Raw genomic sequence first — 18257 nt, forward strand, 5'->3', positions numbered from 1 at the left:
TTCAGCGTTCACAATATTTGTGTACGACTAAGGCCTTGTGGGAGCGGCGGTGCGGCGATCCGACTTGCCCGCGATGCTTTTCAGACCTTCAACACCTTCCCGCCAATCGCCACCGCCACCAGCAGCACTGCCATCAAGGCAAAGGCAAAACTCAGGCTGCTGCCATGGGCGATGAAACCGATCACGGCCGGCCCCGCGAGGATGCCCGCGTAACCCAGGGTGGTAATGGCCGGCACGGCGACGCTTTCGGGCATGACTGTCTGCTTGCCTACGGCGGTGTACAACACCGGCACGATGTTCGAGCAACCGCCACCCAGCAGCGCGTAACCCACCAGCGCGGCTTCCCAGCCCGGCGCGAACGTCGCCAGCAATAAACCTGCGGCGGCTGTCAGCCCGCCGAACACAATCACCCGTGTCGCGCCCAACCGCCTTACGATTTTGTCGCCGCTCAGGCGTCCCACGGTCATGGTCAAGGCAAACGCCGCATACCCGAGCCCCGCATAGGCGGTGTCGATACCGCGCTCCTGCGCCAGGAACACCGCGCTCCAGTCCAGCGCCGCGCCTTCGGCGAGGAACACGATGAAGCACATGCCGCCGATGAACAGGACGATGCCATGGGGAACGGCAAACGCCGGGCCCGAACTCTCGCTGCCATAGGGCAACAGGTGAGGCACAGCCTTGGCCAGCGCGATCAACAGCAGCACGATCACCACCAGCGTCGCGCCCAGTGGTGAAATGCCGAGCCCGAGCAAGGCACTGACACCTGCCGCGCCAACGATCCCGCCCAGGCTGAACAGGCCATGGAACCCCGACATCATGTTTTTGCCGCTGGCGCGCTCAACGATCACCGCTTGCAGGTTGACCGTCGAGTCCACGGTGCCGAGGCCTGCGCCGAACATGAACAAGGCAGCGATCAGGGCCGGAATCGACGACACCGTCGCCAACAGTGGCAGGGCGGCGCAGATCAGCAGGGTCCCGCCGGTCGCCACGCGCCGGCAGCCGAAACGCGAGGCCAGGACCCCGGCCAACGGCATCGCCAGAATCGAACCCACGCCCAGGCTCAGCAGCAACAAACCCAGCGTGCCTTCATCCAGCCCGGCCCGAGCCTTGGCATAGGGCACCAGCGGCGCCCACGCGGCGATGCCGAACCCGGCGATGAAAAAGGCGATGCGCGTGGACATCTGTTCCAGGCGGCCGGGAACGAAGGTGGTTTGGTTGTTGAGGCTGGTCATATCAATCCCTGGCAAAAAACGTCACATCCTCAACGGACAGTGATCGGCCGGCGAGGGTTCGATCAGTGCCCGGAAAATTTTGCGGTCAAACAGGGCGACATCGTTGCACAGCGCCGCTGTGTTTCGCGATATGTTGAGGCATTGCAATGACACACGGAGGGCGCCATGGCGCAGAGGTACGATGCACGGGGTAATATTTACATCGTGGTAGCGCCCGAAGAACTGCGCCGCCAGGGTATCGACTTGCCCCATCAGGCCGGTGACGCCGCACAAACCCGTCAGGCATGGGCCGTGGCGGCCATCGAGGCTTGCTGTAGCTGGGCACCCGGCACGCAACCGGCCGGCAGCAAGGATCATCGCAGCGACGGATTGCTGGTCGGACCGTTTCAGGCGTCGTCTCCCTTCGATCTGCTGATCGTCAACACCGATGGCACGCTGGCCGAGCGGAGCGGCAACGGGCTGACGATCTTTTCTCAGGCGCTGAGCGACCAGGGGTTTTTCGCACAGGGCGAAACCTGTGAACTCAGGGTGCATCACGATAAAACCGACACGCCTTCGCCGGGGCAGACTTGCGTGAAAGCCGCGCAGGTCGATGGCGTGCACGGTTTCTGGCTCGATCTGGGGCAACCGGGATTCGGGCCGACAGCGGTCAGTGCTCACGGGGTTGAGGCTGTGGTGTTCAACGGTCGTGAACTCAGCCACGTTGGGCCCTTGGCGGCACTCAATGATGCATGGTCGCACAGCCAGTTCGCGCGGGTCGGCAATCCGCATTGCGTGACGCTGGTGGACAGTGCCGAGGATCTGCCGAGCAATGAGCAGATGCGCGAACCGGCGTTGGGCGAAGGGCTGACGCGAATCGCCTATGCCATGCCGGTCGGCGCAGGCAAACCGTGCCCGGCGGGGATCAATCTGCAATGGGCGATGCATTTGTCCGAAGGGCACATCGCTGCCCGGGTGTTCGAGCGTGGCGAGGGGCCGACGGCGTCGTCGGGGACCAGTGCCAGTGCAGTGGCCTGTGCGGCGTGGCACGTGGGTTGGGTCAGTACCGGGGAAGTGAAGGTGACGATGCCGGGCGGCACGGCGCCGATCTTGCTGGAGGAAGAGCAGGGTGAGTTGAGTCGGGTCAGCCTGTTTGGTACAGCTCGAATGATCGATTGACTTCGAAATGGCCATCGCGAGCAGGCTCGCTCCCACAGGTTTTGTGAACGACATAAAACCACTGTGGGAGCGAGCCTGCTCGCGAAGGGGCCAGACCAGTCAACACCAACCTCAGCCCATGCCACTGAACTCCACCACCGGCATCGTCCGCTTCATCAACACCTTGCCATCGCGCACCGAGTACAGCGGCAACCCCTGGCTGCGGATGACCTCGTAGTCACTCTCCGCCGACAGGATCAGCAGGTTCGCCGGTCGCCCGCGTTCCAGGCCATAGCGATCGCCGAGGTTCATGGCTCTGGCGCTATTGTCCGTCACCAGGTCCAGCGCACTTTGCAGGTTGCGATAACCGAGCATGTGGCAGATGTGCAGGCCGGCTTCGAGCACCCGCAAGATGTTGCCATTGCCCAGCGGATACCACGGATCGACGATGGAGTCCTGGCCGAAACACACATTCATGCCCGCTTCCAGCAACTCGTTGACCCGGGTCACGCCCCGGCGTTTCGGAAAGTTATCGAAGCGACCTTGCAGGTGGATGCTTTCAGTGGGACAGGAGACAAAGCTGATCCCCGAATGCCCGAGCAAACGAAACAGTTTGGCGCAGTAGGCGTTGTCGTAGGAACCCATGGCCGTGGTGTGGCTGGCCGTGACCCGCGATCCCATGCCGCGGCTGCGGGCCTCTTCGGCGAGCACTTCGAGAAAACGTGAATGCGGGTCGTCGGTTTCGTCGCAATGCACGTCCACCAGGCAACCGCTGCGTTCGGCCAGGTCCATGAGGAACTTCACCGAACTGACGCCCTGATCGCGGGTGTATTCGAAATGCGGAATGCCGCCCACCACGTCCGCGCCCATGCGGATGGCCTCTTCCATCAACTCGCGACCATTGCGGTAGGACTCGATGCCTTCCTGGGGGAACGCGACGATTTGCAGGTCGAGCAGGTGCCGGCTTTCCTCGCGCACTTCGAGCATCGCCTTGAGCGCAGTCAGTTGCGGATCGGTGACGTCGACATGGGTGCGCACATGCTGGATGCCGTGGGCGGCAAGGGCCTGGATGGTTTTCCGGGCACGGGCCTTGGTGTCTTCCAGGGTGATGGTCGCCTTGCGTTCGCCCCAGCACTCGATGCCTTCGAACAACGTGCCGCTCATGTTCCAGCGCGGCTCGCCGGCGGTCAGGGTCGCGTCGAGGTGGATGTGCGGCTCGACAAAGGGCGGCACCACCAGATTGCCGCCAGCATCCAGATCGTCGGGGCCCAGGGTCGGGGCTTCGGTCTGGCGGGAGATGCTTCTGATCCGGCCGTTTTCCAGGTACAACTCATGCAGGCCTTCCTGGTTGCGCAGACGGGCATTGATGATATGCATCGGGCGGATCCTTTTAGCGAATCGTACAGGCAATACCTCTACGTTAGCTCGCTGGTGACCACTCATGCCAGTGACTTTGATCACTGTAGAACCAATGTGGGAGCGAGCCTGCTCGCGAAGGCGGTGTGCCAGCCAGCTCGATGTCGGATGTGACGTCGTTTTCGCGAGCAGGCTCGCTCCCACAGGGGATTGGGTTTGTTCAGGAAGATTGTCGCAGGGGCAAAAACCGCAGCAGCGCCGCGACAATGGTTTCAGGCGCGTCTTCCTGGACCAGGTGCCCGGCGTTGGGTATCGGGTGGAACTGCGCGTCGGGAATCATCTGGTGCAAGGCCCGCCCGCGTTCGACGGGAATCCACTGATCGTCCTCCCCCCAGAGAATCTGTACCGGGCAGCGAATCGTCGGGTACAACCCCTGCGCTTCAAGGGTGTAACGCTCGTCCATCTGCGCGATCTGCCGATAGAACGCCGCTTGCCCCGGCTCTCCCAGCCAAGGCTGTACGTAGGGGGCGAGTTCGGCGTCGGGAATGTCGCGCTGGATGGCCCCGCGGATATAGGCCGGCACGATGGCGCGCTGGATGTAATCGGGCAGTCCGCTGAACGCCGCTTCATGCTGACGCACATGCTGCACGAACGGCGAACCCCAGGGCGTCAGCGCCACCGGGTCGATCAGCGTCAGGCTGCGGTAATCCTTGCCGTTGAGCAGATGCGTGCGCAGGGCGGTGGCGCCGCCGAAGTCGTGGGCCACCACGTCGGGGCGATCCACGCCCCAATGCTCCAGCAGTTGCGCCAACAGCTGGTTTTGCACGCCCAGGGACACATCGCCATCCGGCTGTGCGGATTGCCCGTAACCCAGCAGGTCGAAGTAGTGCACGCGGTGTGTGGTGATGAAGTGCGGCGCTATGCGGTGCCACACCCAGGAAGAAAAGGGTGTGCCATGCACGAACACCAGCGGCGGGCCATCGCCGTGTATGGCGTAGCGCACCTGATGTCCGTTGAAGTCAAAAACCTGATCCAGCGGCCAGTCGGTCATTGCTTCCTGATCCTTGCTGACTGTAGGAGCGAGCTCGCTCGCGAAAAACGTCAACGATAACGCGCGGCATCTGGCAGCCCGCGGGGCTCTGGCGTCCATCGCGAGCGAGCTCGCTCCTACAGGGGGGCTGTGCTTTTACTCGCCGCGATAGATGCAACCGCTGGTGCAGGTTTCGTGGATGCGGATCGCACTGAGTTCCGGCAGCAGCGGCTTCAGTTCCTGCCAGATAAACTTGGCCAGCACTTCGCTGGTCGGGTTTTCCAGGCCAGGGATGTCGTTCAGGTAGTTGTGGTCCAGACGCTCGTACAGCGGCTTGAAGATCTCTTTGATTTCCGAGAAATCGCGGATCCAGCCAGTGTGCGGGTCAAGGTCGCCGCTCAGGTGGATTGCCACTTTGAACGAGTGACCGTGCAGGCGCCCGCACTTGTGGCCGTCCGGTACGTGGGGCAGGCGGTGGGCGGATTCGAAAGTAAATTCCTTGAAGATTTCCACAGTGTTTTCAGCTCTGTTCAGGTGGCGTTCGCCGCAGCGATTCGGGCAGGTGGCGAGTTTACCAGTTTGTCCTGACTAAAGGGTCAGCAAGCGCTCGCCCAAGCGACCGTTGGCGGCCAGTTCGAGGAATTCGTCGCCCATGCGGCGGCTTTCGTCCATGGTCGTGCGCCAGTATTTCTGCCGGCTCGGGGCGTCGCCCATGAAGCGCTTGAAGTCGTTACGGTCTGGCAGCTTGCCGTAGGGCAGGCGTGCCAGGTAGTCCTTCGACGGCGCCAGCAGCAGCACGTTCTGCAGGCGCGCCGGGCAGGCGCGGCGCCACGGCAGGGTCTTGTCGAACCAGCCGGGAATCACCCGGTCGGTGAAATGAGGGTAAAGCACGATGTCGTTGCCGCTATAAGGCAGGTCCAGGTGGTAGTCCAGCAAGCCGCCGTCGCGGAAGGTGCCGGCGCCAGCGCCCGGCAGGTCGCGCACACCTTCCATCACCATCGGGATCGAGCCCGAAGCCAGCAGGGCCTGGCGCAGATTGCCGGCGTTGAGGGCGACGAAGCGCGACGGGAAGTCGTTCAAGGTGTCCACCGGCGGCGCCAGGCGCGGGTCGTGGATGATCAGGCGTTCGAAGTACCGGGCCAGCCGCGCCCGGCCCCGCAGGTTGTCGGCGATGACCGAGGACAGGCCCAGCCCGAGGCGCCCGCGATGATCGTCGGCGAGCAGGCCGTGGCTTTTGACCACCATGATGTTCAGGCGGTAATCATTGTTATTGAGGATCGAGGCATCGCGACCGTCGAGCAGGTCATCGAGCATGCGCCGGGAGCTCTGGCTGATCTGCGCCATGGTCACGCCCTTGGCGAAATTCTGCTCGGTATACAGATGCCCGAGACGCCGGATGCCTTCGGCGGCGTCCGGCAGGCAGGCGCTGGCGAAGCGCCAGGAGCCCACCGATGCACCAATCAGCGAGCGTTCTCGCGGTGCCGCCGGCAGCCAGTGGCCGAACAGCGCCAGGTCCAGCCCTTGAATTCCCAGCGCCTTCGGGCCGCCGGCCGCACCGGGCAAGGTACCGACCTGGGCCGCCTCCAGGCCGTTGGCGCGGATGTGCGCAAAGGCGCGCGGACCGGCCTTGAGGGTCAGGGAAGGGAACTTGATGTGGATGGCGGTCATTGCGGTCTCGGTGTCGGGCAAGCAGAAATTATAAACACGAACACTGTGGGAGCGAGCCTGCTCGCGAAGGCGGTGTGTCATACAACAAGGATGTTGGCTGTCCTGACCCCTTCGCGAGCAGGCTCGCTCCCACAGGGGGGGGCGTTAGCGATGATGGCCATTCAGTTTCAATTAAGTTCATCCGGCTAAGGTGTCACCCACGCCCGGGAACCTGGCCCGGATCAAGCGCCGGGATTGCGCGACGCTGGTACCATTGCGGCTTTCGAGAAGCTCACAGCGCTCGCACTGGCCAGTTTGACCGGTGATCGGCAGCAGGGCATCGACCAGGATCTGGAATTAGACGCTGTCAGCGGGCAGGTTCTCAAGGATCATCAGGATTGGTAATGAAGGTGTTTTTATTCAAACGATGCGCCGGCGGCCGGACGGCGCTGCTGCTTCTGGCATTTTGCTCGTCGGTGATTGCCCGTGACCTGGGCCAGGATGAAGCCCTGCGCCTGCGTCAACAGGGCGTGATCCTGCCGCTGGAGCAACTGCTGCAGCAGGCAATGGATCGCTACCCCGGCGCAAAACTGCTGGAAGCCGAGCTCGAAGAGAAGCACAACATCTACCTTTATGATGTCGAGTTATTGACTCTCGAGGGTGTGGTCCGTGAGCTGCACATCGATGCGACTGACGGCCGCTTATTGAAAGACAAGGAAGACTGACCCATGCGTTTGCTTCTGGTGGAAGACCATGTACCCCTGGCCGACGAACTGCTGGCCGGTCTCAACCGCCAGGGTTATGCGGTGGACTGGCTGGCCGACGGTCGCGACGCAGTGCATCAGGGCAGTACCGAACCTTACGACCTGATCATCCTCGACCTCGGTTTGCCCGGCGTGCCGGGGCTTGAGGTGCTGGCGCAATGGCGCACGACGGGGTTGACCACGCCGGTGCTGATCCTGACGGCCCGTGATTCCTGGGCCGAGCGCATCGAAGGCCTCAAGGCTGGCGCCGACGATTACCTGACCAAACCCTTTCATCCCGAAGAGCTGTTCTTGCGTATCCAGGCGTTGTTGCGCCGCTCCCATGGCCAGGTCAACCAGCCGGCGCTCAAGGCTGCCGGGTTGCATCTGGACGAAGGTCGGCAGTGCGTTGTCCGCGACGGTGCGGACATTCAGCTGACCGCCGCGGAGTTTCGCCTGTTGCGTTATTTCATGCTGCACCCCGAGCAGATCCTCTCCAAAAGCCACCTGGCCGAACACCTCTACGACGGTGAAACCGAACGCGATTCCAATGTGCTGGAGGTCCACGTCAACCATTTGCGCCGCAAGCTCGGCAAAAGCGTGATTGAAACCCGTCGCGGCCAAGGGTATCTGCTCGGCGGGCAAGCCCGGTGAGATCGATCCAGCGCCGCTTGAGCCTGGGTCTGATCAGCGTGATGGTGGTCGTTGGCCTGGTGCTGGCGCAAACCAGTCTGTGGCTGTTCGAAATGGGATTGCAGCGCTATCTCGAAGCCGGGTTGCGCAATGACAGCGAGAACCTGCTGGCGGCACTCGTGCGCGGGCCGCAAGGCTTGCAGCTGGATGAACGACGACTGTCACCGGCCTATCAGCGGCCGTTTTCCGGGCACTATTTCCGCATCGACTTCGCCGACGGCCATTGGCGTTCCCGTTCTTTATGGGATCAGGAAATGCCGGTGCTCGAGCAACCCGGCCTCAACGACAACCTGCAACTGGGACCGGAAGGGCAGCAGTTGTTGGTATTGCGTACGGACTATCGACGCTCGGGGGTGCCGATCTCCATCAGCGTCGCCGAGGATTACACGCCGATACGCGAAAGCTTCCGGCGCATGCAACAGCTCGGGTTGGGCCTCGGTTTGACAGGGCTGCTGCTGATTCTGCTGCTGCAACGGGTTACCGTGCGCCGCGCCTTGCGGCCGTTGGAGCAGGCGCGTGAGCAGATCGCGCAGTTGCAACAGGGCCAGCGCTCGCAACTCGATGATCAGGTGCCGGTTGAGCTGGAACCACTGGTGGCGCAGATCAACCACTTGCTGGCCCACACCGAAGACAGCCTCAAGCGCTCACGCAATGCCCTGGGCAACCTCGGCCACGCATTGAAAACGCCGCTGGCGGTGCTGTTGAGCCTGGCTTCGAGCGAACAGCTTGAGGCGCACCCGCAGCTGCGCAAGTCCCTCAGGGAGCAACTGCAGCAGGTCGAGCAACGGCTCAATCGCGAACTCAACCGTGCAAGGTTGTCCGGCGATGCGTTGCCGGGCGCATTGTTTGATTGCGATGCCGAGCTCCCCGGATTGCTGGCAACCCTGAACATGATCCACGGCGAGCACCTGGCGCTGAGCTACCGCGCACCGACCGGCCTGCAATTGCCATGGGATCGCGAAGACCTGCTGGAACTGTTGGGCAACCTGCTGGATAACGCCTGTAAATGGGCGGATGCCGAGGTTCGCGTGAGCGTGGTCGAAACGGCGGGCGGGTTTGAACTCTGTGTCGAAGATGACGGCCCGGGCATCCCCGAAGAGCGTCGCGATCAGGTGTTCAGCCGAGGTACGCGGCTGGATGAACAAACCCATGGACATGGCCTGGGGCTGGGCATCGTGCGCGACATCGTCGATAGCTGGGATGGGAAGTTATTGCTGCTGGACAGTGAGTGGGGCGGGCTGAAGGTCGTCATCGAGTTGCCCCGGCACACTTGATGTCAGCCAGGGAACCTGTGGGAGCGAGCCTGCTCGCGAAAGCGGCCTGCCAGTCACATTGATAGTGAATGGGCTGCCGTCTTCGCGAGCAGGCTCGCTCCCACAGGGAGTGCGCCGGTCAGGTGTGATGAATCTCCCTATCCTTGGTTTCCGGCATGAAGAAGATACCCAGCACAGCCGTCATCACCGCGATGACGATCGGATACCACAGCCCGTAGTAGATATCCCCGGTGGCCGCGACCATGGCGAACGCCACCGTCGGCAGGAAGCCACCGAACCAGCCATTGCCGATGTGATAGGGCAGCGACATCGAGGTGTAGCGGATGCGCGCCGGGAACAGTTCTACCAGCCAGGCGGCAATCGGCCCGTAGACCATGGTCACGTAGATCACCAGGATCGTCAGGAGCAACAGCACCATCGGGTAGTTGGTCTTCGCCGGGTCGGCCTTCTCGGGGTAGCCGGCTTCCTTGAGTGAGGTGGCCAGCGTGGCGGTGAACGCGTCATTCTGGGTCTTGAAGTCGGCGGCCGGCATGCCGGTGCCTTCGAAGCTCTGCACCACTTTATCGCCAATGCGCACCTGCGCCACGGTGCCCGGCTCGGCCTTCACGTTCTCATAGGGGATGGCCCGTTTTGCCAGCACGGTCTTCGCCAGGTCGCAGGAACTGGTGAATTTGGCCTTGCCTACCGGGTCGAACTGGAACGAACACTGGGCGGGATTGGCGATGACCGTGACCGGATTCTTCTCCTGCGCAATGAACACGTCGGGGTTACCGTACTGGGTCAACGCATGGAAGATCGGGAAATAGGTCAGGGCCGCCAGGATGCAACCGGCCATGATGATGCCTTTGCGCCCGATGCGGTCGGACAGGCTGCCGAAAAAGACGAAGAACGGAGTACCGATCAGCAGCGAGCCGGCAATCAGCAGGTTGGCGGTCTGCGGATCGATCTTCAGTGTCTGCAGCAGGAAAAACAGCGCATAGAATTGCCCGGTGTACCAGACCACGGCCTGGCCGGCGGTGCCGCCGAGCAGGGCCATGATCACGATCTTGAGGTTATCCCAACGGGCGAAGGATTCGGTCAATGGTGCCTTCGAGGACTTGCCTTCGGCTTTCATTTTCTGGAACACCGGCGACTCGCTGAGCTGCAGGCGGATGTACACCGAGATGATCAACAACAGGATCGACAGCAGGAACGGAATCCGCCAGCCCCAGGCTTCGAAGGCTTCGGTACCCAGGGCGGTGCGGCAGGCGAGGATCACCAGCAGTGAAAGAAACAGGCCGAGGGTGGCAGTCGTCTGAATCCACGAGGTGAAGTAGCCGCGTTTGCCCTTGGGGGCATGTTCGGCCACGTAGGTGGCTGCGCCACCGTACTCACCGCCCAGCGCTAGGCCTTGCAGCAGGCGCAGGCTGATCAGGATGACCGGCGCGGCCACACCGATGGTTGCATAGCCAGGCAGCATGCCCACCACGGCCGTGGAGACGCCCATGATCACGATGGTGATGAGAAAGGTGTGTTTGCGTCCGATCATGTCACCCAGCCGGCCGAACACGATGGCGCCGAAGGGCCGCACGGCGAAGCCTGCGGCGAAGGCGAGCAGGGCGAAGATGAAGGACGTCGTTTCGTTGACACCGGCAAAGAAGTGCTTGGCGATGATCGCCGCCAGGGAGCCGTACAGGTAGAAGTCATACCATTCGAACACGGTGCCCAGGGACGACGCGAAAATGACTTTGCGTTCCTCCCGGGTGATTCCGTGGTTGGGCGTGCTGCCCGCAGAAGTGCCGTAGATTGCCGTCATGAGTATTCTCCGTCTTGCTCTTGTCGTAGGCCGGAGTTCCCACCATCAATTACCGTACCCAGGCCCTGGGGCTGAAGTCATCGGATTACGGGTCTTGCATTGAGGTTGACGCCACAAAATGCTGCAAGGTTCCTTGAAGCATAATCACCTTGTGGCAGATATCCACTCGCCACTACGCCTCAGGTTGAAAGAGGGGGGGATGACTGGCACAAAACCTGTAGGAGCGAGCAGGCTCGCTCCTACAGGGGGATTTCGTCGGGTTTAAACGCGGAACTGATCCATCAGGCTCTGCTGCTGGTTCGCCAGGCTGTTGAGCGACTGGCTGACCCGTGCCGATTCATTGGCCTGGCCCGACAGCGATTCGGTCACGTCGCGAATGGTCGCCACGTTGTTATTGATCTCCTCGGCCACCGCGCTTTGCTCTTCGGCGGCGCTGGCGATTTGCATGTTCATGTCGTTGATCACGGTCACCGCATCGCCAATCTGGCGCAGCGCCGTCACGGCCTGACCAACCTGCTCGACACTGCCCTGAGCCTGACGATGGCTGTTGTTCATCGAACTCACTACATCCTGGGTGCCGTTTTGCAGTTGTTCGATCACCAGGCGGGTTTCTTCGACAGACTCCTGGGTACGTCGCGCCAGGTTGCGCACCTCATCGGCGACCACGGCAAACCCGCGTCCGGCCTCACCGGCACGGGCCGCTTCGATCGCGGCGTTGAGGGCCAGCAGGTTGGTCTGCTCGGCAATCGCCCGGATCACTTCCAGTACCGTGCCGATCTTCTCGCTGTTGGCTGCCAGGCCTTCGACCTGAACCATCGCCGCGCTCATGTCGGCGGCGAGGTTGTCGATGCTGGCTGTGGTGCGGTCGATCACGGTCAAACCCTGACGGGTCGCCTGATCGGCATCCCGGGCGGCGTGTGCCGCTTGCGCGGCGCTGCGGGCGACATCCTGGGCGGTGGCGCTCATTTCATGGGACGCCGTCGCCACCTGATCCACCTGACGGTATTGCTGTTCCATGCCGGCGCTGGTCTGGGTGGCGATGGCGGACGACTGGTCCGCGGTGCTGCGGGCGTCCTGCACCGAGCGTTTCACTTCGGCGATGATCGGTTGCAGCTTGTCGAGGAAGCGGTTGAACCAGCCGGCCAGTTGGCCCAGTTCATCCTTTTTGTCGTAAGCCAGTCGACGGGTCAGGTCACCTTCGCCGCTGGCGATGTCTTCGAGCATGTGCGCCACGCCGAGGATCGGTTTGGTGACGCTGCGGGCCATCAGCCACACCAGCACCAGGCCCAGCAGCGCGGCGAGTATCCCCAGGCCGAGCTCGACCAGCGTACCGGCGGTGTTGCTGTCGTCCAGTTGCTTTTTCAGGGCTTCGGCGGGGCCGACCAGGACTTTCTCCGGCACGTCGAGCAGCACGCCCCAGGATTTACCGCCGGGAATCGGCTGGAACGGTGCCAGCACTTTCAGTTGCTGATTGCTGTTCAGGCTGCCGGTCTTGCTGCTGGCGGCAAGCATGCGCAGCAGTTCGGCGCCACTGGCCTTGTCCACGGCTTCCAGGCGCTGGCTGAGTTTGCTGGCGTCCGGACTGTAGCCGGCGAGCAGGCCGGCCGGGCTGATGATGCTGACACGGGTCTGGCCGTCGTAGAGTTTCTTGCTGGCGCTCAGGCTGACCGCTTGCAGGCTGTTGAGGTTGATGTCCACCGACAGCGAGGCGATGACCTTGCCGTTGACCATCAGCGGGAAAACGATGCTGGTCATCAGCACGTTCTGGCCATCGATCTCATAGAAGTAGGGTTCGATCACGCACGGCTTGAGCGTGGTGCGCGGGCAGGTGAACCAGGCGTTGGCCGCTTCGCCGCTGGGGCCGGTGCTGGTGTCGGCCATGTCCTTTTCCGGCAAGGCCATGGACGTCACTTTGCCCGGCGTCGGCTGCGACCAGTAGAGGGCGAAACGGCCCTTGTCGTTGCTGCCCAGCTCGGCTTGACCGGTGAACAGGTCGTCCTTGCCATCCAGCCCGTTGGGTTCGAACACCAGCGACAGGCCGAGCAGGTCCGGGTTGGCCTGCAGGGCCGACTTGACCTGGCGGGTCAGGTCTTCGCGCAGGTCGAAGGCATCGAGAAAGCGCTTCTCGGCCTGCTCACGCAGGAACAGCACCTGCCGGGAGAAACCGTGGCCGTACTGATAGGCGTCCATGAACTGCTGGCGAATCCCCAGCGCCTGGTTTTCGCCCTGGGACTCGATCCGGGCCTGGGCCGCTTCGGTCAACATTTCCATGCTCGAGGCTTTCACCATCCCGGAGCTGTGCTCCATGCGGTACAGGGAAAGACCGACCAGCAGGGTCACGATACCCGCCAGGCACAGCCCGGCCAGCAGGGTGATTTTCCATTGAATGGAAAGTTGTCTGAGCGACATGGAGACGTCCTTATTCGATAAATATCTGAGACTTTGCACTGTAACGGCAGGGTTTTCGGTTTCTTTATCCCGTTTATCGGCGATCAAACAGTGCCCCCTGTAGGAGCGAGCCTGCTCGCGATGGTCGTCAACGATAATGATGGAAACCTGATACCCCACGGTGCTCTCAAGTACATCGCGAGCTAGCTCGCTCCTACAGGTCATCACATGCCGTTACATTTCGACAGCGCCGAGGTGCTTTGACACGGGGGTGACTCTGCGGCACAGTGCGCGCCCTCTAATAAAACCCATTCCTTAATCCGCTGGCGGCTCTTCGCAGACTGCCGGACGGAGTCTTTCCGTTTGTCTCGAGGTAATGAAATGAATGCAGTAATTGCCGCGGTCGGCATCATGCTGGTACTCAGCCTGTCCCGCGTGCATGTTGTGATCGCCCTGATCGTCGGTGCGCTGGTCGGTGGCCTGACCGGTGGCCTGGGGATCGAGGCGACACTCAAGGCTTTCAACAGTGGCCTCGGCGGTGGGGCGACGGTGGCGTTGTCCTACGCCTTGCTGGGCGCTTTTGCCGTGGCCATTGCCAAGTCCGGCATGGCCCATGCGCTGGCCGACAAGGCGCTGGCGCTGGTCGATCGCCAGCACGCCAACGGCGGTGGCCAGGTCAAATGGCTGCTGATCGGTCTGCTCTGGGTCGTGGCCATTGCCTCGCAGAACATCCTGCCGATCCATATCGCGTTCATTCCGTTGCTGGTGCCGCCGCTCCTGTATGTACTCACCAGGCTGCAACTGGACCGCCGACTGATCGCCTGTGTCATGACCTTCGGTTTGATCACGCCCTACATGTTCCTGCCGGTGGGCTTCGGCAACATCTTCCTCAATGAAATCCTGCTGGCCAACGTCGCCCGCAGCGGTGTGGACATCAGCGGCATCAATGTGACCCACGCCATGGGTATTCCGGCCCTGGGCATGGTGGCGGGCCTGCTGATCGCGTTTGTCAGCTACCGCAAGAAGCGAGTCTACGACCTGGAAAAGATCGAACAGGTCGAGCAAGTGGCGGTGCAATACAACCCGCTGAGCCTGATGGTGGCCGGTGTGGCCATCGCGGCGGCGTTCATCGTTCAGTTGTTGCTGGATTCGATGATTATCGGTGCACTGGTCGGTTTCCTGATTTTCTCGGTGTCGGGCATCGTCAAATGGCGTGACACCGATGACCTGTTCACCGAAGGCATGAAAATGATGGCGATGATCGGCTTCATCATGATCGCCGCCTCGGGGTTTGCCGAAGTGATGAAGGCCACCGGTGAGGTGCAGACGCTGGTCGAATCGTCGGCGTCGTACATCGATCACAGCAAGGGCATCGGCGCCTTGCTGATGCTGCTGGTGGGGCTGCTGGTGACCATGGGCATCGGCTCGTCGTTCTCCACCGTGCCGATTCTGGCGGCGATTTTCGTGCCGCTGTGCGTGCAACTGGGCTTCAGCCCGTTGGCGATCGTGTGCATCGTCGGTACCGCCGGTGCCTTGGGCGACGCCGGTTCGCCGGCTTCGGACTCGACCCTCGGCCCGACCTCCGGCCTGAACATCGACGGCCAGCACCATCACATCTGGGACACGGTGGTCCCGACCTTCCTGCACTACAACCTGCCGCTGCTGGCATTCGGCTGGGTGGCTGCGATGGTGCTGTAACCCCGATATACCCCTGTGGGAGCGAGCCTGCTCGCGAAGGCTGCGGCACATCCGACATGGATGTGACTGATACACCGCTTTCGCGAGCAGGCTCGCTCCCACAGGGTGTTCGCCCATCCGATCCGACAGCCGACCGGTTCCGTCGGAGGGTAGCTCCTACACTGAAAACACGGGTTGTACCTCAATCTCCCCGAAGATCAGCACTGAAGGAGTCAAATCCATGACTGACCGTAAATGCGATTGTCCGAAGTGTTCCTGCATGCTCGGTGAACATCCGATCGTGCGTCACGGCAAGCACTATTGCTGCGAAGCCTGTGCCAAGCATCACGAGCATGGCGAGGAGTGTGCTTCCCAAGGCTGCAAGTGCGCCCACTGAAAACCACGGTACACACAAAAGTGGAGCCTAGTCCGGCTCTACTTCCAGCCTGAGGCTGTCGTCATCGAGGCGTTCGCTGTGGCGGACGGTGCCCTGCAGGCGCCGTCCTTCGACCCGCAGCACCAGGGTCCTGGCATGTTCCAGATCTTCCGGCACTGGCGGCGGGATGCGTATGGCGAAGCAAAAGGCGTCATTTTCGACCTGTTCCAGTCCGATCCGGCACTCGGCGCTTTTGCTGATGCGGCCGGACAATGTGTCCAGACCGTATTCCAGATGCGCAAGGCTGCTGACGGGTGATGCGCTCATGTCCCTTCTCCCCCGAACCTGATGGTTGCCAGAGATTAGTTCGCCGGCCGCCACTTGACGTTTTCCACGCCGAATTTTTCCGCCATCGGCTTGCTGGTCTTTTGCACCTTCTCGCGTCCAAACCTGGGGATTCGCCCAATCCCCGCGTCACAGCTCGCCCAATGCCAGGCTTCTGCGTTGTCCATTTTTTCCAGTCGGATAATGAAAGACTTTGGAGCGCCATGGAGGGTGTACTCGATGACGAATAATTTTGCGCTGTTCATAAAGCCCCGGTTCCTCCCTGTTGTACATAGAAGGATCGCGTGCCAGCGGGAAAATTCACTCGGATTGTCGGATGGCGGCGGTTGCTGGCGACAAATTCGGTGCCCCGTTACCATGCAATCTTCCCGTCCCCCCAATGAACATTGACCATGGCCCTCGCCGCACCGCCCGACCTGAGTGACACCGATGTGCCCGTGCAGCCGCTGGCTCGCACCTATCCGCGCGGGTTGTACATCGAGCCCCATGAGCACGTCTGGGGCCAGTTGCTGTATGCGATGAGCGGGGTGATGTGGGTCGAGACGCCGCACGAGGCGCTGGTGGTGCCGCCGCAGCGGGCGGTGTGGTTGCCGCCCGGCGTGCCCCACGGGATTCGCGTGGTGTCCGACCTGCAAATGCGCAATATCTACTTGCGCCCGTCCCTGGCGGCGACCCTGGATGACAGCGTGCAAGTCATCGAGGTCGGCGGCTTGCTGCGCGAGCTGATCGTCGGCCTGGTGGAGCAGGGCAACGACGGGCCGCCCGAGTATTACGACGCGTTGGTCGGCCTGGCGCTGCTGGAGCTCAAGCGTGCCAGGCGTTCGCTGCTGAAAATCCCGCTGCCGGACGATTCCGACCGTCGGCTGATGAATCTGTGTCAGGCGGTCATGTCGGCGCCTTCGCTGGATATTCCGTTCGAGCAGCACGCAGAAACCGCTGGTGCCAGCGTGCGGACCCTGGCGCGGCTGTTCAAGGACGGTTTGGGCATGGGCTTCGCCGAGTGGCGGCGTCAGGTGCAACTGGCGACGGCGGTGGCCGAGTTGATCCAGGGCGTAGCGGTCAGCTCAATTGCCCGGGAACTGGGCTATTCGCCGAGCAGCTTCAGTGACATGTTTCGTCGTGAACTGGGGGTTGCCCCTTCACAGTTTCCGGCGGCGCAACGCGAGGGCTGAATTTCGCCGGGCCATGCTTTGGCCGAAATTCAGAAGCACTTGGCCGATGCTCGCAGGCGTCGCCCTCTAGACTCAGCGCATACCTCAATTGCCCCGGAGTCTGCCATGAACTACCTCATGTCACTGGCCATCGGTCTGGGTGTCGGTCTGCTCTACGGCGCCCTGGATTTTCGTTCCCCCGCACCCCCGGCCATCGCACTGGTTGGCCTGCTCGGCATGCTCGTCGGCGAAAAACTCTGGCCGATGGGGCGGGAGCTGGTGGCTGGCTGGATTTCCTGAACCTTCTTTGACTCGATGGATACGCCCATGAAAGCTCTGCAATTCGATAAAACCGGTGATCTCTCGGCCCTGCGCTACGTCGAGGTGCCTACCCCCGTTCCCGGCGCCGATGAAGTGCTGGTCGAGATCAAGGCCGCGGGTCTGAACCCCAGCGATGTGAAGAACGTGCTGGGGCGTTTTCCCTACACCACGCTGCCGCGGATTCCCGGTCGTGATTTTGCCGGTGTGGTCGTGGCCGGCCCGCAGGCGTTGATCGGTCAGGAAGTCTGGGGAACGGGCAAGGAACTGGGTTTTTTCGCTGACGGTTCCCACGCGCAGTTCGTCAAGTTGCCGGCCAAAGGCGTGGCGCTTAAACCCACGCACCTGAGCTTCGCCCAGGCCGCCAGCCTCGGCGTGCCGTACACCACGGCCTGGGATGCGCTGGAGCGCAGCCTGGTGACCGCCGAAACCCGATTGCTGGTGATCGGTGGCGGGGCGGTCGGCAGTGCCGCGCTGGCCTTGGCCAAGGTGCGTGGTGCCCGGGTGCTGGCGGCCGCGCGGCGTCCCGAACAGGTCAAGGACTTGCAGGACCAGGGCTACCAGACCCTGCAACTGGATAAACCCGAAGACCTCGGGGCCCAGGTCAACGCCGTCTATGCCGGCGGCGCCGACGTGATTTTCGACACCACCGGTTTCTGGCTACCGGCCTCGGTGCCGGCTCTGGCCGCATTCGGCCGCATCGCGATCATCGCCGCGCCCGTGGACGGTCTCGTGCAGTTGCCAGCCCTGGCGTTGTACCGCAAGGGCGGCTCGGTGGTGGGGATCAACTCCTTGCTGTACGGGGTTCAGGCGTGTGCGGCGATGCTCGAGCAGTTTGGCCGGTTCTTCGATCAGGACCTGTTGCCGTTGCCGCAGGGCTTGTTCGAGTCGCCATTGGCCGAGGGGCTGGAGCGTTATGCCGAAGTGAATCAGGGCAGTGGCGACAAGGTGATTCTGTTGCCTTGACTGCAATCAATGTGGGAGTGACTGTGCGGCGATCCGACCTGCTCGCGTAGACGGCGGCACATCCAGCAATGATGCGACTGGCGCATCGCTTTCGCGAGCAGGCTCGCTCCCACAGGGGCACTATTCGCC

The 18257-nt window shown here is 62.3% G+C and carries 18 protein-coding genes and 2 pseudogenes; 10 read left to right on the forward strand and 10 right to left on the reverse strand.

Annotated features, from left to right (window positions below; genetic code table 11):
• Positions 1-80: 80 nt before the first annotated feature.
• Positions 81-1232: an MFS transporter gene (locus ACEN8E_RS08485; protein WP_495592214.1), complete on the reverse strand. Its 1152-nt coding sequence runs from the start codon at positions 1230-1232 to the stop codon at positions 81-83.
• Between the two features lie 165 nt (positions 1233-1397).
• On the opposite strand from ACEN8E_RS08485, the gene ACEN8E_RS08490 reads away from it, so the two are divergent.
• Positions 1398-2390, forward strand: coding sequence for a diaminopimelate epimerase (locus ACEN8E_RS08490; protein WP_495592215.1), 993 nt, complete (start codon positions 1398-1400; stop codon positions 2388-2390).
• Positions 2391-2501: 111 nt separating this feature from the next.
• Here the strand turns inward: ACEN8E_RS08490 and codA are convergent, their stop codons facing one another.
• The 4 genes from codA to ACEN8E_RS08510 form a co-directional block, all read right to left on the reverse strand.
• A complete protein-coding gene (gene codA, locus ACEN8E_RS08495; RefSeq protein WP_495592216.1) occupies positions 2502-3746 on the reverse strand; it encodes a cytosine deaminase in 1245 nt (414 codons plus the stop codon).
• Positions 3747-3945: 199 nt separating this feature from the next.
• Positions 3946-4776: an alpha/beta fold hydrolase gene (locus ACEN8E_RS08500; RefSeq protein ID WP_495592217.1), complete on the reverse strand. Its 831-nt coding sequence runs from the start codon at positions 4774-4776 to the stop codon at positions 3946-3948.
• Between the two features lie 135 nt (positions 4777-4911).
• Positions 4912-5268 (reverse strand): 6-carboxytetrahydropterin synthase QueD, encoded by a 357-nt coding sequence (gene queD / locus ACEN8E_RS08505; protein WP_008021670.1) that lies wholly within the window; start codon positions 5266-5268, stop codon positions 4912-4914.
• Between the two features lie 75 nt (positions 5269-5343).
• Positions 5344-6423: a patatin-like phospholipase family protein gene (locus tag ACEN8E_RS08510; RefSeq protein ID WP_495592218.1), complete on the reverse strand. Its 1080-nt coding sequence runs from the start codon at positions 6421-6423 to the stop codon at positions 5344-5346.
• Positions 6424-6615: 192 nt separating this feature from the next.
• On the opposite strand from ACEN8E_RS08510, the pseudogene ACEN8E_RS08515 reads away from it, so the two are divergent.
• The 4 genes and pseudogenes from ACEN8E_RS08515 to ACEN8E_RS08530 all read left to right on the forward strand — a co-directional run.
• Positions 6616-6807, forward strand: a pseudogene (locus ACEN8E_RS08515) (PepSY domain-containing protein); the annotation flags it as partial.
• A complete protein-coding gene (locus ACEN8E_RS08520) occupies positions 6807-7127 on the forward strand; it encodes a PepSY domain-containing protein (RefSeq protein ID WP_495592219.1) in 321 nt (106 codons plus the stop codon). The pseudogene ACEN8E_RS08515 and the gene ACEN8E_RS08520, both read left to right, overlap by 1 nt.
• A gap of 3 nt (positions 7128-7130) precedes the next feature.
• Positions 7131-7799 (forward strand): response regulator transcription factor, encoded by a 669-nt coding sequence (locus ACEN8E_RS08525; RefSeq protein ID WP_495592220.1) that lies wholly within the window; start codon positions 7131-7133, stop codon positions 7797-7799.
• Positions 7796-9112, forward strand: a complete 1317-nt coding sequence (locus tag ACEN8E_RS08530) for a sensor histidine kinase (RefSeq protein WP_495592221.1) — start codon at positions 7796-7798, stop codon at positions 9110-9112. The genes ACEN8E_RS08525 and ACEN8E_RS08530 overlap by 4 nt, the downstream gene beginning before the upstream one ends.
• A 118-nt stretch (positions 9113-9230) precedes the next feature.
• On the opposite strand, the gene ACEN8E_RS08535 is transcribed toward ACEN8E_RS08530, so the two are convergent.
• From ACEN8E_RS08535 to ACEN8E_RS08545, 3 genes and pseudogenes are all read right to left on the reverse strand, one after another.
• Entirely contained in the window at positions 9231-10907 is a 1677-nt protein-coding gene (locus ACEN8E_RS08535; RefSeq protein WP_495592222.1) for an MFS transporter, read from the reverse strand.
• 261 nt (positions 10908-11168) lie between these two features.
• A complete protein-coding gene (locus tag ACEN8E_RS08540; RefSeq protein ID WP_419188604.1) occupies positions 11169-11924 on the reverse strand; it encodes a methyl-accepting chemotaxis protein in 756 nt (251 codons plus the stop codon).
• Between the two features lie 102 nt (positions 11925-12026).
• A pseudogene (locus tag ACEN8E_RS08545) lies at positions 12027-13520 on the reverse strand (methyl-accepting chemotaxis protein); the annotation flags it as partial.
• A gap of 156 nt (positions 13521-13676) precedes the next feature.
• Here ACEN8E_RS08545 and ACEN8E_RS08550 point away from each other — a divergent pair.
• The gene (locus ACEN8E_RS08550; protein ID WP_495592223.1) at positions 13677-14993 is read left to right on the forward strand and encodes a Na+/H+ antiporter family protein; all 1317 of its coding nucleotides are present in this window, start codon (positions 13677-13679) and stop codon (positions 14991-14993) included.
• Between the two features lie 220 nt (positions 14994-15213).
• The gene (locus tag ACEN8E_RS08555) at positions 15214-15369 is read left to right on the forward strand and encodes a metallothionein (RefSeq protein WP_495592224.1); all 156 of its coding nucleotides are present in this window, start codon (positions 15214-15216) and stop codon (positions 15367-15369) included.
• Positions 15370-15396: 27 nt separating this feature from the next.
• On the opposite strand, the gene ACEN8E_RS08560 is transcribed toward ACEN8E_RS08555, so the two are convergent.
• Positions 15397-15675 carry a hypothetical protein gene (locus tag ACEN8E_RS08560; protein WP_495592225.1) on the reverse strand — a complete coding sequence of 93 codons (279 nt, stop codon included), beginning with the start codon at positions 15673-15675 and terminating at the stop codon, positions 15397-15399.
• Between the two features lie 35 nt (positions 15676-15710).
• Positions 15711-15938 (reverse strand): DUF6555 family protein, encoded by a 228-nt coding sequence (locus tag ACEN8E_RS08565; RefSeq protein WP_495592226.1) that lies wholly within the window; start codon positions 15936-15938, stop codon positions 15711-15713.
• Between the two features lie 147 nt (positions 15939-16085).
• Here ACEN8E_RS08565 and ACEN8E_RS08570 point away from each other — a divergent pair, with 147 nt between their 5' ends.
• The 3 genes from ACEN8E_RS08570 (at position 16086) to ACEN8E_RS08580 (ending at position 18128) form a co-directional block, all read left to right on the forward strand.
• Positions 16086-16865 (forward strand): AraC family transcriptional regulator, encoded by a 780-nt coding sequence (locus tag ACEN8E_RS08570; protein WP_495592227.1) that lies wholly within the window; start codon positions 16086-16088, stop codon positions 16863-16865.
• A 105-nt stretch (positions 16866-16970) separates the two neighbouring features.
• Positions 16971-17144: a DUF1427 family protein gene (locus ACEN8E_RS08575; RefSeq protein WP_495592228.1), complete on the forward strand. Its 174-nt coding sequence runs from the start codon at positions 16971-16973 to the stop codon at positions 17142-17144.
• 27 nt (positions 17145-17171) lie between these two features.
• Positions 17172-18128, forward strand: coding sequence for a quinone oxidoreductase family protein (locus tag ACEN8E_RS08580; protein WP_495592229.1), 957 nt, complete (start codon positions 17172-17174; stop codon positions 18126-18128).
• Positions 18129-18257: the final 129 nt, after the last annotated feature.

The sequence above is a fragment of the Pseudomonas sp. Pseusp9 genome (genome assembly GCF_059491265.1).

Excerpts from the sequence above, each read along its gene's own strand:
- ACEN8E_RS08485 (WP_495592214.1), bottom strand. The coding sequence starts at position 1,232 with ATGACCAGCCTCAACAACCAAACCACCTTCGTTCCCGGCCGCCTGGAA.
- ACEN8E_RS08490 (WP_495592215.1), top strand. The coding sequence starts at position 1,398 with ATGGCGCAGAGGTACGATGCACGGGGTAATATTTACATCGTGGTAGCG.
- codA (WP_495592216.1), bottom strand. The coding sequence starts at position 3,746 with ATGCATATCATCAATGCCCGTCTGCGCAACCAGGAAGGCCTGCATGAG.
- ACEN8E_RS08500 (WP_495592217.1), bottom strand. The coding sequence starts at position 4,776 with ATGACCGACTGGCCGCTGGATCAGGTTTTTGACTTCAACGGACATCAG.
- ACEN8E_RS08510 (WP_495592218.1), bottom strand. The coding sequence starts at position 6,423 with ATGACCGCCATCCACATCAAGTTCCCTTCCCTGACCCTCAAGGCCGGT.
- ACEN8E_RS08520 (WP_495592219.1), top strand. The coding sequence starts at position 6,807 with ATGAAGGTGTTTTTATTCAAACGATGCGCCGGCGGCCGGACGGCGCTG.
- ACEN8E_RS08525 (WP_495592220.1), top strand. The coding sequence starts at position 7,131 with ATGCGTTTGCTTCTGGTGGAAGACCATGTACCCCTGGCCGACGAACTG.
- ACEN8E_RS08535 (WP_495592222.1), bottom strand. The coding sequence starts at position 10,907 with ATGACGGCAATCTACGGCACTTCTGCGGGCAGCACGCCCAACCACGGA.
- ACEN8E_RS08540 (WP_419188604.1), bottom strand. The coding sequence starts at position 11,924 with ATGGAACAGCAATACCGTCAGGTGGATCAGGTGGCGACGGCGTCCCAT.
- ACEN8E_RS08550 (WP_495592223.1), top strand. The coding sequence starts at position 13,677 with ATGAATGCAGTAATTGCCGCGGTCGGCATCATGCTGGTACTCAGCCTG.
- ACEN8E_RS08555 (WP_495592224.1), top strand. The coding sequence starts at position 15,214 with ATGACTGACCGTAAATGCGATTGTCCGAAGTGTTCCTGCATGCTCGGT.
- ACEN8E_RS08560 (WP_495592225.1), bottom strand. The coding sequence starts at position 15,675 with ATGAGCGCATCACCCGTCAGCAGCCTTGCGCATCTGGAATACGGTCTG.
- ACEN8E_RS08565 (WP_495592226.1), bottom strand. The coding sequence starts at position 15,938 with ATGAACAGCGCAAAATTATTCGTCATCGAGTACACCCTCCATGGCGCT.
- ACEN8E_RS08570 (WP_495592227.1), top strand. The coding sequence starts at position 16,086 with ATGGCCCTCGCCGCACCGCCCGACCTGAGTGACACCGATGTGCCCGTG.
- ACEN8E_RS08575 (WP_495592228.1), top strand. The coding sequence starts at position 16,971 with ATGAACTACCTCATGTCACTGGCCATCGGTCTGGGTGTCGGTCTGCTC.
- ACEN8E_RS08580 (WP_495592229.1), top strand. The coding sequence starts at position 17,172 with ATGAAAGCTCTGCAATTCGATAAAACCGGTGATCTCTCGGCCCTGCGC.